Origin of the sequence: Mesorhizobium sp. M0047 (assembly GCF_040323315.1) — a bacterium.
Classification (GTDB): Bacteria; Pseudomonadota; Alphaproteobacteria; order Rhizobiales; family Rhizobiaceae; genus Mesorhizobium.
On record NZ_JAMYUW010000025.1, the window covers coordinates 36,606 to 50,948 of the forward strand.

Genomic DNA, 14,343 nt, shown 5'->3' on the forward strand with positions numbered 1-14,343 from the left:
CGGTGAGCGACCGACTGCTTCATTCGAGCACCGCCTCGACAATGGCAACAAAGTCATCGAGCGAGCGATCCCCGCGAATCTCGATGCGTGGAAGGTCGATGGGATCGCAATCGAGATCCGCCGGCCCGTGTCTGCCGCCGAAGCCGATCCGATAACCGCACTCCTTGGCAAGCCGTCCGAGCCGTCGGTCGGTGACGGAGAAGGGTGCCGCGAACGCCGTGGTTGGCCGACCAGTCCACCGTTCGATGAACATACGAGAGCGCAGGAGCTCGGCGGCCAGGTCACAGCTCGACAGGCCATCGATCGCGCGATGCGTCGCCAGATGGCTTCCGAAAAACGCACCTTCGGCGGAGAGGCGTCGCACCGTCCCGGCGTCCATAAGCCGCGTCGGCGGACCGATATCGGCGTCCCACTTTGCACTTTCGCCCACCAGATCCGTCACCAGGAACACTTCCGCGGTCAGGTCGTTGGCGCGCAAGATCGGCCAGGCATGGTCGGCAAAGTTCTGGAAGCCGTCGTCGAAGGTGATGAGCACCGGGCGGCCAACGAAAGGGTGACGGTTGGCGATGGACTGTTCCAACTGCTCGGACCCAATCGCGTGAAAGCCATTTGCGCGCAGCCACGCCATCTGGCTGGCGAATGCTGCGGGCGTGAGCCGAAAACGGGCGAGCGCGGCCGGGCCATCATCGGCGACGCTGTGATACATCAGGACAGGGACACGCTGCCGCCGCTCGCTACGGGCGACGTCGCGGCGCAAGGCCCGCGCCCCGCCCCAGACGATATTTCGCGCGACGCCGATTTCGATGGGCGCGCGGATTGGCACATGATCGATCACCGGTTCCGTCGCCACATCGTCCGGCGACAGGCGGCGGAAGCGGTCTATGCGGTAGAGCTCGGTCTGGATCGATTGCTCAAGGACGAGGCCTTCGGTCGCCGCCAGCGTCTCCGAGATCGCTTGCGCACCGAATGTGTTCCAGTCGAAGCCCGTCCTTTCAACATTGTCACGCAGCACGAATGCGTGTGCGCTGATGAAACTGCCGCCAGGCGCCAACGCCCCAGCGAATTTTTTGGCGATGCGCTGCAACTCGGTGAGATCATCCAGGTAGTAGAGCACCTCCGAACAGAAGATCAGATCCATCTCATCCGGCAGCGCGTCGGCGGAGAAATCCAGTACACCGAATTCAATGTTCGGCTGATCGCTGCATCGCGCACGGGCCCGCTCGATGGCTATGGCGGAGATGTCAGTTGCAGTCAGATGGCCCACACGCGGCGCCAGCTGCCGTGTGAAGTGGCCCTCCGCGCAGGCCAGCTCAACCGCCCGTCCGATGGGACCAGCAGGCAGGATTTCGAGCTGCCGCTGATATTTTTCCTGCTCATAGAGCGAGCCGTACTTCCACGGGTCCTCGGTCGCGAAATAGCTGTTCCAGAACGCCGTGCGATCACTCCTGTCCGCGGTCCGTGCTCGGCGCGGCGTTGCAGGAGGTGGTGCAGGTTCGGCGCTTGATCGAACCAGCTCCCGCGCTTCAGCGGCCAATTGGGCGAGTTTGCCGAAGTGGCTGTCCGGATCGAGCCGACGTTCGCCTGCGGACAACAATGCCTCGGCTGCAAGCGCGTTTGACGTGTCGGCACCAGCGCCCTTTTGTCGTACAGGCGATCGTCTCGAAAGCCTTGCGGCACTGTCTACAATCCGCTCAGGGGGCACGATATCCAGGATCAATCCAATCCAATGATCCCCGGTCACTGTCCCGAGTACGCCGAACTGCACGACAGCCTCGATCTGGCCATCGATCATCAGATAGGCGTAGATTTGATCGATACCTTCCGGAAGGTCGATCGAGGTCGGATTTCGAGCGTCGACACGAATTCCGAGTGTCCGCGCCAGTCTGCGCGGCGCGGCAAGATCGTCGACGTCGAGAAGCATTTGCTCAAGGTGATACTGGACGCGGCGAGCGGCGCCGGGATTGTCCCAGACCTTGCCGAGTTCGATGATCAACTCGGTGAGGGAGCCGCCGAACCTGTCCCAACTGGCAGCCAATTGCGCTGGCACCGAAAGGCTTCCAACCATAAGGCCATCGAAGACCACCGTGGCGATCTCACGCGCCCACTTACGTCCTGCCGGGAGCGCGCGCAGGGACTGCGGGTTGATCGAGTGCCAGCCGCGGCCGCAATCCGACGCGGCGTTCCACAACGCGAACCACGCGAGTGCTTCGGAAGCGGTGCTGCCGTTCGCCGAGATCGCTCCATTGGCGTGTGCCGGTGCTGGGTGTTTGACCCTGGGATCAGCAGAAAAGCCGCGGGCGATCACGATTTCCGCATCTAGCATCATCTGTGTCGAATTGCGGGAGAGCGCGTTGGGGCTGATCCGATAGAAAGCGAGCGGCTCGTCGACCATCACCCAATTTTTGCCTAGACGTGCGAGGCGCTGCCACAGATCCCAGTCCTCGCAGGTGCGCAGCGACACATCGAAACCGCCCAACTCGACAATTGTCTCACGGTCGACCAGAAGCGCGTGAGTGCGAATGGCACACCGGCGGGCGAATGTTTCGAAGGGCTGGATCGCAACCTCCGTTGAAATGCTCGAAGGGGTGAGTTCGCCATCGGGCATCACGCGCCGAGAGCCGCAATAGGCGGCCACTGCATCGGGCGCGGTTTTCAGTGCGGCCAGCATTTTTGCAAGGAAGCTGGCATCCACCCAATCGTCAGCATCCAGAAACATGAGCCAGTGGCCGCGCGCTGTCGAAATCCCGCTGTTGCGCGCGCCGGCGGCGCTATACGCGCAAGACCTCAACGTCCGAAATCGGGCATCGTGCTCCACATAACCGGCGATGATGGCAGGGGTGCTGTCCGTGGAGGCGTCGTCGATGATGATTGCCTCCCAATCCAATATTTCCTGATCGAGAAGGCAATCGAGTGCGCGCGCCAGCGTCACCTCCGCATTGTGCGCAGGAACCACGATTGAAACCAAAGGATTATGCGCCACGCCGTCTTACCCGCGCCTGGTTCGAAGGCAGAACAAAAGTCCGGAGACATAGCCGGCGATTGCCTGCCAAAGGAAGCGGTCGTCAGGGACGCTGTTCAACGCCGATCCGTCCGTCGACCCCTCTTCTACCGCGACTATGCCCAGTACGTGGTAGGTCTGCCGGCGGATGCTGGCAAGCGTTGCGCCGATGGTTTGCTCGGCATCGAAAATCGAGACCACACCGGCCGCAGTAGCATTGTCCTGGATCATCGAGCTTTCGTTTTCTTCGGCAACAGTCGGCGAATGTCAAAAACGGATGACGGCATCGGATGGCAGCACCGCTCTGTCAAGATCGGGGCGAATTAGGGCAGGCAAAAACGCTTGAAGACAGGGCTGAATGGCAAGCGCTCATGCCCTCGTGGTATAGGCTTGGGATCCTGGTGCCGGGCGTCGGTCTAGCTCGCAACGATGAAGTCTTGCACCTCAACATCTGTTTCTCCAAGGTAGGGCAACAACGGACATAATGTCGTCGCTTGTCGATTTTGACCAGAAGGTTAACAGCACGGTGCCACTCATGATTGGACGATCGGGAGCCACGAACCTGGCGCGCCCGGCGCAGCGTCTCGGGTACCTGACGGCGATGCTGGTCCTGGTTGCCAGGCCGCTCGTCTTTGGGATCGCCCTCTTGTTGGCTGGCCAGGCACAGGCGCAGGCGCAGGCGCCGGCGACCGTCCCGCCTGAAAGGGTCAAACAGCTGTTCGAGCTTCTCGACGATCCAACAGTGAAGGCCTGGGTGGCTGAACAAAGAAATCAGGACGCCGGATCGACGGGCACGCCTGCCGAGGCAGGGGCTTCGCCGACCGACGCATCGTCCGGCGCCGTGGCCGCACCGAGCCAGATGAATACGATGGCATCCTCGACGCTCGATCGGGTCAGGCACCATATCGAACGAATCGTGCGAACCTTGCCCCTGCTGCCAGGCCAGTTCGCGCGCGTACGCGCAGAGACGATGCAGGACATGTCCAGCAAGGGGTCCGCAAGCGTATTTATGCTGATTGCGATGTTCATTGCTGCCGGCCTGGCGCTCACTTGGGCAACGTATAAAGTCACACGTCCATTTCGTCTTTGGATTATCGCGCAACCGAAGGATACGCCAATCGGGCGAGCCAAGAAGATTGGTGGTCGCGCGCTTTATTCCAGCATGCTGATTGTCTCTTTCGCACTGGGCAGCGCCGGCGCGTTTATGTTGTTCGACTGGCCGATGCTTATCCGCGAGATTGTATTGACATTCCTGATGGCGGCGGTCCTGACATGGGGTGTGCGCATGTACGTCATGGCCATGCTCGTCCCTTCCTTCATGAACGTCGAGAACGCCGTCGAGGTTCGGGGTTTGCCGATCACCAACGTAGTGGCGGACCATTGGTCCTATTGGCTGCCCAGGATCGTCGGCGTCTTCGCCTTTTTCGGCGCCGCGTTTATCCTCTTGCCGGGTCTCGGCATCGATCAGGACGGAATGATGGTCCTGTCACTGGGCGCCGATTTCGTGCTGCTGCTGCTGTTGCTGCTTGCCATCTGGCGTCGGCCACGAACGCAGCGAGACGGTGTGCGCCACAGCGGTCACACGGAAGTGACATGGTTGTTGACTGCTTATTTCGTCGTCCTGTTCCTGCAGCGTGTAGCCGGGCTCTATATATACTTCTGGTTTACCTTCGCCGCATTCTTCCTGCCTTTCACGATAGTGCTGACACAGCGCGGGGTTAATTTCGTGCTGCGGCCGGGTTCGGAAGATGTCGGCCGGCCTACGATCCCGGCGGTGACGATCGCTGTCATCGATCGCGGAATCCGGATGATTTTGATCCTGGCGGCGGCTTACTTTCTCGCGGGCGTCTGGGGTCTGAACATGCAATCGATGCGCGACAGCGATACGACGACGATGTTCATTTTGCGAGGCTTGATCAATGTCGTGGTCATTGCCCTCGCAGCCGATTTCGGCTGGTCGATCATCAAGGCTTTGATCGAACGGAAGCTGGGCATCGAAGTACCGCACCCTGTGATCAGCGACGAGGACGTCCCGATCCTCGATCCGCAGCAGGCGCGGCTGAACACGCTCTTGCCAATCCTCCAGAACATGCTGCTCGCATTGATCGTTGTGATGGCGGTGCTGATGATGCTCGCCTCCATGGGTATCCAGATCGGCCCGCTGATCGCTGGCGCTGGCGTCGTCGGCGTCGCGGTGGGCTTTGGCGCACAAACCGTCGTCAAGGACGTCATTTCAGGCGTGTTTTTTCTGCTCGATGATGCGTTTCGTGTCGGCGAATATATTTCCTCGGGCAATTACAAGGGGACGGTGGAAAGTTTTTCGCTGCGCTCGGTGAAGCTGCGCCACCATCGTGGCCCGCTGTTCACGATACCTTTCGGTGAACTCGGGGCAGTCCAGAACCAGAGCCGTGACTGGGTTATCGACAAATTCAACATCACCGTTGGCTATGACACCGATATCGACTTCGCTCGCAAGCTGATCAAGCGCATCGGCCTCGAACTGGCGGAAGACCCGGAGTTCAAAAACTGGGTGCTCGACCCAATCAAGATGCAGGGCGTGCAGGAGTTCGGCGAATACGGCATCGTGTTGAGGGTCAAGGCCATGACCAGACCGGGAGGCGCCTTCGGTATGAAACGCAAATTCTATGTGCGCCTGCGCCAAGTCTTCAAGGAACAGGGCATCGAGCTCCCATTCCCGACCGTCCAGATCCAGGGGCTGCAGACCCCACATGAGGCAGAGAATGCGCCATTGGAGGTCACACCCGAGTTGCAAATGGCTGTCGCGCAGTCGCACACCAATCGGCGCAGGAAAAAAGCCAGCACAACGGAGTAGGAAGACTGTGACACCTACCGGCGGCTTGCGCGCATCGCCCATGGCAGGGATCGCCTTCTATCTTCAACTGTTTAAGCCGAAAAAAGCGTAACGAGCCTCGCCGATCCCGACTATACTCTGACAGCTGCCGGCAGTGACGTGGCCTTTGCGTCAAACTCTATATGCCGGTACGGCAGCGATCTTGCCGTTATGGCGGTCGATATTGAAAGTCAGGATGAGTGGCCTTGATCACGCGTCTCCTCATCTCAACGCTAGCAGGTGGCAAGAGGGAACTTTCGCAACGATGGCCACGGCGCCGTCCGGACCGGCAGCGCTCTGCCCCAGGACCGCACCGATCGCTCGATGCCCATTTTGCACTGCCGCTTGCTGGTCGACGGCTATCGGTTCATCCTTGTGATACCCTGGCCGTGAAGTGCGTAGCTAGATCGCACCGTCACGGCCCCTAGCGAGGTCTTGTTCTATGGACTGCTCAGGCTGCGGTTTCGAGGTTGAGAGCGGTTACGCTTTCTGTCCGCGGTGTGGTAGGCGCCAGCCCGTGCTTTGCGCCAGTTGCGGCTATCCCTGCGCACCTGATTTCGAGTTCTGTCCGAAATGTGGGGCAAGCGTCGGTGCGTCCGCAAAAGCCGTCGAACGGCCTGCTCCGACACCAAGCCAGACCATTGTGCCGCCTTCTCGGACTCCGTCGCTTCTTGCGAACATCGAACGCGAAGAAGGGCTGCATCCCGTCTCTGACGCCGATCGCCGGACGGTAACGGTCCTGTTCGCCGACCTTTGCGGCTTCACGACACTCAGTGAGCAACTCGACCCCGAGGTCATGCAAGCGCTGCAGAACGAACTGTTCAAGGAATTGACCGCGGCCGTCCGAAACTTTGGTGGTTTCGTCGACAAATTCATCGGCGATGCACTGCTCGCTTTGTTCGGTGCGCCGGTCGCGCATGAGGACGATCCGGAGCGTGCGCTTCGCGCCGCTCTTGACATGATCGCCCGCACGGCGCGGTTGGGCGAAGGCACCTCCCACTCTGGCTCGCCTCTGTTACTCCACATCGGCATTAACACGGGTCCGGTTGTTACTGGCGGATTGGGCATCGGCACCGCCAAATCCTATTCGGTTACCGGCGACACGGTGAATACGGCGCAACGCCTGCAATCGCTCGCCGCGCCGGGTGAGGTGCTGGTAGGCGAGCTCACTCACAGGCTGACGCGGCATGCCTTCTCTTACGAGCCGCTGGGTGATGTCGTGCTTCGCGGCAAGGCTGGCAGTGTGCTCGTCCATCGACTCGATGCCCCGCTAGCGGCGCCGCGTGCAGCGCGTGGGCTCGACGCGCTCGGCCTCAGCGCGCCGATAATAGGTCGTGGTGCGGAGCTCAACAGAATGCTGGCGAGCCTTGACCAGGCGTGTGGCGGCTCGGCCCAACTTGTGCGCCTCGTCGGAGAAGCCGGTATCGGGAAATCGCGGCTGGTGAAGGAGTTCGTCGCCCGCGTCGGCGATGAGGATCGTTTTCGCAACGTCGCTGTGCGGCAGGCCACCTGCTCACCGCTGGGCGAACAATCATTTGGCGCCTTGGGTGCGGTGGTGCGCAGCGCTGCCGGGATGATGCAAAACGACAATGGGGACGAAATGCGGGAGAAGCTCGCAGCCTTGCTTACCGATCTCGGCCTGCAGGGCGACGAGGCAAAGCGATTGATGCCTCTGCTCTACCATGTGCTTGGCCTTGGCGACCCCGAAGCCACGTTGCAGCATGTCGAGCCCGAGCAGTTGCGGCGGCAAATTCTCTACGCAGTCCGCACGATCATCGAACGGCGGCTTGCGCTGTCACCGCTGTTGATTGTCGTCGAAGACCTGCACTGGGCCGACGCTGTGTCGCTTGAGGCGCTACGTTTCGTGATGGACAGGTTGGAACGCACGCGGTTGATGTTGCTGGTCACCCATCGTCCGGCGCCGGACAGCGGCCAGCTCGACTCAAGTCGGGTCAGTCACACAGCGCTGAGACTTTCGCCGCTTAACAGGAATGACGGCCGCAGCCTGCTGGCGGCGCTTTTCGGCGAGAGCTGGGTAAACTCTGCAGGCGGGCTTCTCGAGCAAATCCTCGAGCGCGCGGGCGGCAACCCCCTTTTTCTAGAGGAGATCGTTCGCGGCCTTATCGATCGCGGTGTACTGATGCGCGAGGGCCAGCGATGGCGGACTGTGGCAGGCGAAGTCGCAACCGGCATTCCCGCCACTATCCAGGCAATGTTGCTTGCTCGCGTCGACCGGCTGCCCCAAGAGGTGCGCCGATTGGCCCAGGAAGCCGCGGTAATCGGCCCGCGCTTCGATGCCACACTTCTGAAAACCGTGACAGCCGACCCCGGCCGGCTAGAAGCCGCCTGCGAAATACTATGCGATGCGGAAATCATCGAGGAAGTTGCCGGATCAGGCTCGGTCTCGTCGCAAAGCTACCGCTTTACGCAAACGTTGCTGCAGGACGTGATCTACCAGAATCTGCTCCTGCAACGCCGCACCGACATTCACGGGCGGGTCGGCGCTGCCTTGGAGCAAATGTGCGGCGACAAGCCGGAACGACTCGAGGATTTGACAGTGCTCGGTCATCATTTCGCACAGAGCGCCGAACGGGAGAAGGGTGCGCATTACCTGCAGGCAGCGGGCGATCGCGCTCGAATGATATACGCCAACGATGACGCCCTTCGTCTCTACGAGCGAGCCCTGACTGCGTTGGGCGCGGTCGGGCAAACACCGCTCAAACTGGCAATTCAAGAGTGCATTGCCGATCTGAGCGGCCCGGCAGGCCACCGCGAGATCGCGCACAGCCACTACGACACGGTGTTGCAGGCATACCGCGAGTCAGGCGATCGTGTCGCTTCGGCGCGAGTTTTGCGTAAGATCGGCCGGCTGCTCTGGGACGTCGGCAAGCGGGACCACGCAGAATCCCGCTATGCTGAAGCGGCAGCGCTCCTCGATGGAGCGGATGCCCCGGTCGAGCAGGCGCATCTCTGGCAAGAACGTGGCCGACAGGCATTCCGTAGCGGAGATCATGCTCTCGCGGCAAAATGGGCAGACGCAGCGCTGGATTGCGTAGGCACCCTGACGACGGAACATGTCTCCGAGGTGGGGCGTGGTGCCACTCTTGTGACCGCCGAGGCACTCAATACCAAGGCTGTGGCGTTGGCTCGTCTTGGGCGAAACCGTGAAGCCGTGCGTCAGGTTGAGCGTAGCATTGAATTGGCCGAAGCCGCCGGTCTGCTGGGCGCGGCCTGCCGCGGCTACACCAATCTCGGCGTGCTTTACACGACCATCGATCCGGCACGGGCGATGGAGGTCTGTCGGCGCGGTCTTGAAGTGGCGCGCCATATTGGTGATCTGGGCTTCCAGGCGCGCCTCCTCGCCAATTTGGCGGTCGCTTGTTGTACCTTCACGGATCGCTGTCCAACGGAGGGCGTGCCTGCTGCCGAGAAGGCCATCGAGATCGACCGGGCACTCGACCAGCGCGAGCACCTGCCGGTGCCGTTGATCGTGCTTGGGCAGATCCACCAGTGCAACGGCCGTCCGGAACTGGCGGTTGGCTTGTTCAACGAAGCACTGGAGGTAGCCCGCGAAACGGCCGAACCCCAACTGCTGTTTCCGTGCTATGATGGTCTTGCAACGCTTAATCTCGACCTCGACAATCTGGCCGAGGCCGAACGCTACTTTTCCTTGGCGCAGGGTGTATGCGCCCAGCACGGGCTCGACCCGGAGACGCTTGTGGTGCTGCCTTTTCTCGATTAGCCGGGGTTGGAGGTTGAAATGTCCGCGCGCAGTGACTTGGTACCGCTTCAACCGGGCGACCGGGCGCCAAACGTGGTACTCGACGCCATTTCCCAGGAAGGCAAGATCGCGCTTGACGACTTTCGCGGGCATAAACCGGTCCTTGTTGGCCTGTTTCGAGGTCTGCATTGTGCGTTTTGCCGGCGCCATATCGCCGCCCAGGCGCGGCTTGATCCGGAACTGCGTGAAAAGGGCGTGCAGAGCCTGACGGTGGTCAACACGCCGATCGAACGGGCGCGTCTCTATTTCCGCTACCACCCGATGCCAAATCTGCTTGCGGCCTCCGACCCTGAACGCGCTTCACATCGTGCTTTTGGACTGCCCAATCTCGAATTCACCGAAAACGAGACGAACTGGCCGTACAAGGTCTCGATGGCAATGGCGAAGGATATGCGGGTCGACTTACCAGGCGAGTTGCCCGGTCCCATGGATCCTTTTGCGGCCAGCGAATTCCTCGGCAAGAAGGACAATTACGAAGTGACCGAAGCCGACGAGCAGATGATGGCAACGGGACACGGACAATTGATAGGTCAATTCCTGCTGGACCGGCAGGGGATCGTCCGGTGGAGCTTCACGGAGGTTCCTGAGGGTGGGCGATACATGTTTGGGGCGCCAAACCCGCAGGAGTTGATGTCAGCAGTGTCCCAAGTCGCCCAATAGAGACCCTTGCAGGAGTAAGTTGCGGCGATGCGCACGCAATCGCGTCTATCCCCGCATGATGCGATAGACATTTGCATCGCCGACACCGAGGTCTGCACGCAGCATCGTTGTGGTGCCTGCGGCAGGAACGTCATGCCCCGCACGGTCCGCCGACCCATGTCTGCTGCCGAAGCCGGTTCGATAGCCGCACTCCTTAGCCTGCCAAGCCGTCGGTCGGTGACAGAGAAGGGTGCCCGCGAACGTGGTTGGGTCCACTTTTCAATAACTACAAGAGAGCGCAGGAGTTCGGCGGCAAGCTCAGAGCTCGACAGACCGTCGATCGCGCGATGCGTGCCGAACTGCAGCACAGCTCTGTCAAGATCGGGGCGAATTAGAGCTAGGCGAAAAAGCCTTGAAGACGGGCCTTAAGGCAAGCGCTCATAGAATTTCAATGAAGCCATAGGTTAGTCGCAATTCATCTCGACCTCATTTCATATAACGTATCACTACTCATTTCGGCGTAGATTGCCGAGTGGTCAATTGGATTTGCCGGCTATTTCCGTTGTCAAAAATAGGTACCAAGGGCGAACTCAATCGTAGGTTGTGCATTGCCCAAAAGACGAACAAGAGACGCACGAATCGGATTGCGCCAAGGGATTCCGGCTTGCAGACCTGGTATTTGTCTGACATGATTTCGCGTTTTCAAGTTTTGTTCTGGTCAATGGGGCGTCTGGATGGCTAAGGAATCTTCGAATGCCGCTTCTTCGGCAAATAAAGTGGACGGAAACCTGATCGGTAATGCAGAGGGAAACGGGCTGAACTTCGCGGTGGGCCAGGCTCGCGAGGGCGGGGCCTCGGGCGACGCTGTAGGTGTCGACAAGATACGCGATCTGCTGTTCGGCAACCAGATGCAGGACTATGACCGCCGCTTTTCCAAGCTTGAAGAACGGGTCTTGCAGCGCTTCAAGGATGTCGAATCGGAAGCCAAGCGCAATCTCGAAATGTACGAGTCAAATGCAAAGAAGCAGGTCGATTCGCTTGCGGGGCAATTGCGGAACGAAAAAGATTCACGAGCCGATGCCGACAAGGAGATCGACCGGAACCTTCGCGAGCAAAACCAGGCACTTGAAAAGCAGGTGCGCGCGTTGTCGGACCAATTGAGCGAGCTTGAGCGCGACGTTGCGGACCGGATAAATCGAAACGATCATTTGCTGCGTGAGGAAATCAAGCAGAAGAATGAAGGCGTTCAGTTGCTGATAGAGAAAATGTTTGCCGACCTCAGCAACGTCAAGACCGACCGAAATCTTCTGGCTGGCCTGTTTGTCGAGGTTGCAAAATGTCTGAATCAGGACCCGGTCGGCAGCAAGAGCAACTCGGACCGTAGCTGGAAAGTGAGTTGATGGGACCTTGACGTCAACCGTCGACCCGATCACCCTTCCGCAAAGAACAGCCTCGAACGATACAGAGATTGATCGCGAGGCTCTGGCTCGCCTTTTGATCGAAATTGCCCGGAATGTTGATCCGGACTACCGCGCGCGTTTCGACGGAGTTCCAACCGCCGATCCTCGCATGGAAACGCTGCGCCAATTGCTGGTCAGCCGCGAAATTTCAGAGCTTTCACGAGTTACCCATCTGCTGGACGAACCGGAGCAGCTCGCGGCAGCCGTGGGCGACGTTCTTTCCAGTGCGGCCGCACGAGCGCCTCATGCGCAACTCGGCGAGGCCCTTGCGCCAGCTGTTGAAAGGGCTGTGCAACGGTCAATCCAGAAGAGCCCGCGCACGCTGACGGATATATTATACCCAGTGTTTCTGCCGGCAATTCGCAAGTCGATCGGGGAAAAGATCGACCAGACCTTTCAGTCGCTGAATGAAACTTTGAGACATATCTTTACCTGGCATGGGCTCAAGTGGAGATTTGAATCGTGGAGAACTGGAGCTAGCTTCTCAGAAGTTGTTCTGAAACATTCTCTTATCTATCGTGTAGAGCATGTCTTTCTCATTAACCGCAATTCCGGGCTTTTGATAGCGCATGTAACTGCCGATAATGCAACGAGCGAAGATCCTCAACTCATTTCTTCGATGCTCAGTGCAATTCAAGATTTTGTGAAAGATTCATTTAACGAGAAAGAACAGAGCGGCCTGGACACAATTCGTTTTGGCGACCTTCGTCTCTGGTCGGAAGTTGGACCGTTTGCGACCCTGGTTTCGGTGATCCGAGGAAATCCGCCAGAGGAATTGCATGAGATAGTTCGCGATGTATTGCTTCGCATCCATGATGAATGCTCGCAGGCTTTAGAGCAGTTTGACGGCGACAGTTCGCAGTTGGCCGGCATAGAAGCGCAGTTGCAGACTTGCGTTGAACTGAAGCAGGAGGAATCAAACCAGGGATTTCCGTGGCTGGTGGTGGCTGCAGCCCTGCTGATTTTGATTCCGGCAGGCGGTTGGTTCTTTCTTTCCTGGCAATCCGGGCAGCGCTGGCAGGCCTATGTGTCGCGACTGGAGACCCAGCCTGGCATCATCGTTGCAGAACAAAAGATACGCGGCGGCCAATTCTATATTGCCGGCCTGAGAGACCCGCTTGGCGCCGACCCGCAGTCGCTGTTGTCTGGAACGCAGGTCGATCCCGCCCGTGTTCATTCACAGTGGCAATTGTATCAGAGCCTTGAGCCGGAGTTTGTGTTGAAGCGGCTGACGGCGTCGCTGTATCCGCCGGTTACAGTACGACTTTCGATCGTCAATGATCGCATCGTTGCCGAGGGCGAGGCTCCCGACACCTGGATAGATCGGGCGCGCGCAGCCGCCCGACAGCTCTCGGCAGGCGGACCGGAATTCGACATCTCCAAGGTTCGTGATGTGAGCCCCGAAGCACGCGCAGCGGAGCACTGGCAGGCCTATGTGTCGCGACTGGGGACCCAGCCGGGCATCATCGTTGCAGAACAGAAGATACGCGACGGCCAATTTTATATTGCCGGCCTGAGAGACCCGCTTGGCGCCGACCCGCAGTCGCTGTTGTCTGGAACGCAGGTCGATCCCGCCCGCGTTCATTCACAGTGGCAATTGTATCAGAGCCTTGAGCCGGAGTTTGTGTTGAAGCGGCTGACGGCGTCGCTGTATCCGCCGGATACAGTACGACTTTCGATCGTCAATGATCGCATCGTTGCCGAGGGCGAGGCTCCCGACACCTGGATAGATCGGGCGCGCGCAGCCGCCCGACAGCTTTCGGCAGGCGGACCGGAATTCGACATCTCCAAGGTTCGTGATGTGAGCCCCGAAGCACGCGCGGCGGAGCACTGGCAGTATTATGTGTCGCGACTTGAGGCCCAACCGGGGATCATCGTCGCCCAACAAACGGCGAGGGGCGGACATTTCTACATTTCCGGCCTGAGAGACCCGCTTGCCGCCGACCCGCAAGCTCTGCTGTCCGGAACGGAGGTTGATCCTGACCGCGTTCATTCGCAGTGGCAATTCTATCAGAGCCTCGATCCGAAGTTCGTGGTGAAGCGGCTGACGGCGTCGCTGACCCCGCCGAAATCGGTCCAGCTTTCGATCATCCAGGGTCGCATCGTTGTCGTGGGTGAGGCTCCTGCCACCTGGATCAACCGGGCGCAGGCCGCCGCCGAACAACTTTCGGCGGACGGAGTGGTTCTGGATGTCTCGCAGCTGCATGAGCTGGACCTTGCAGAACTCAATCATTTGAGAGAGGCCATCCAGACGACCGATATTTTCTTCTCTTCCGGCAAAGTTGTGCCGGGACCAGAGCAGATTCCGGTTCTCGACAGATTGGCGGGTCAAATAAAGGAATTCGCCCAAGATGCCCGCAAGTCAGGCGTAACAGCGCGGTTCATGTTGACCGGCCATTCGGATGCCACGGGCCGTGAGACGGCCAACGCGTCGATCAGCGCCGCCCGCGCCGAGACAGTTCGTGCGCTTCTCAACAAGCGCGGCGTCGCTCCGGAACTGCTGCTGGTTCGGGGCGCGGGCACCTTTGAACCGGCGGTGCCTGAAAATAGTCAAACTGGTAGCTCCACCAATCGCCGGGTTTCGGTTACGGTAAACCTGGATTAGGGCGGAGCC

The 14,343-nt window shown here is 59.7% G+C and carries 7 protein-coding genes; 5 read left to right on the forward strand and 2 right to left on the reverse strand.

What is annotated here, in order from left to right:
* Positions 1-19: 19 nt before the first annotated feature.
* The gene (locus NKJ89_RS22335) at positions 20-2,980 is read right to left on the reverse strand and encodes a glycosyltransferase (protein WP_352605653.1); all 2,961 of its coding nucleotides are present in this window, start codon (positions 2,978-2,980) and stop codon (positions 20-22) included.
* Positions 2,981-2,986: 6 nt separating this feature from the next.
* Positions 2,987-3,229 carry a glycosyltransferase family A protein gene (locus tag NKJ89_RS22340; protein WP_023762160.1) on the reverse strand — a complete coding sequence of 81 codons (243 nt, stop codon included), beginning with the start codon at positions 3,227-3,229 and terminating at the stop codon, positions 2,987-2,989.
* A 253-nt stretch (positions 3,230-3,482) separates the two neighbouring features.
* Between NKJ89_RS22340 and NKJ89_RS22345 the strand changes: the two genes are divergently transcribed.
* The 5 genes from NKJ89_RS22345 (at position 3,483) to NKJ89_RS22365 (ending at position 14,334) form a co-directional block, all read left to right on the forward strand.
* A complete protein-coding gene (locus NKJ89_RS22345) occupies positions 3,483-5,831 on the forward strand; it encodes a mechanosensitive ion channel family protein (protein WP_352605655.1) in 2,349 nt (782 codons plus the stop codon).
* A 460-nt stretch (positions 5,832-6,291) separates the two neighbouring features.
* Positions 6,292-9,591 carry an ATP-binding protein gene (locus tag NKJ89_RS22350; RefSeq protein WP_352605657.1) on the forward strand — a complete coding sequence of 1,100 codons (3,300 nt, stop codon included), beginning with the start codon at positions 6,292-6,294 and terminating at the stop codon, positions 9,589-9,591.
* A gap of 18 nt (positions 9,592-9,609) precedes the next feature.
* A complete protein-coding gene (locus tag NKJ89_RS22355; RefSeq protein ID WP_023762157.1) occupies positions 9,610-10,290 on the forward strand; it encodes a redoxin domain-containing protein in 681 nt (226 codons plus the stop codon).
* A gap of 713 nt (positions 10,291-11,003) precedes the next feature.
* A complete protein-coding gene (locus NKJ89_RS22360; RefSeq protein ID WP_352605659.1) occupies positions 11,004-11,669 on the forward strand; it encodes a hypothetical protein in 666 nt (221 codons plus the stop codon).
* Positions 11,670-11,676: 7 nt separating this feature from the next.
* Positions 11,677-14,334, forward strand: a complete 2,658-nt coding sequence (locus NKJ89_RS22365) for an OmpA family protein (RefSeq protein WP_352605661.1) — start codon at positions 11,677-11,679, stop codon at positions 14,332-14,334.
* The last annotated feature ends 9 nt before the right edge of the window (positions 14,335-14,343 follow it).

Bases quoted from the DNA above. Each gene is read 5' to 3' on its own strand.
- NKJ89_RS22350 (WP_352605657.1), top strand. From the start codon at position 6,292: ATGGACTGCTCAGGCTGCGGTTTCGAGGTTGAGAGCGGTTACGCTTTC.
- NKJ89_RS22360 (WP_352605659.1), top strand. From the start codon at position 11,004: ATGGCTAAGGAATCTTCGAATGCCGCTTCTTCGGCAAATAAAGTGGAC.
- NKJ89_RS22345 (WP_352605655.1), top strand. From the start codon at position 3,483: ATGTCGTCGCTTGTCGATTTTGACCAGAAGGTTAACAGCACGGTGCCA.
- NKJ89_RS22355 (WP_023762157.1), top strand. From the start codon at position 9,610: ATGTCCGCGCGCAGTGACTTGGTACCGCTTCAACCGGGCGACCGGGCG.
- NKJ89_RS22340 (WP_023762160.1), bottom strand. From the start codon at position 3,229: ATGATCCAGGACAATGCTACTGCGGCCGGTGTGGTCTCGATTTTCGAT.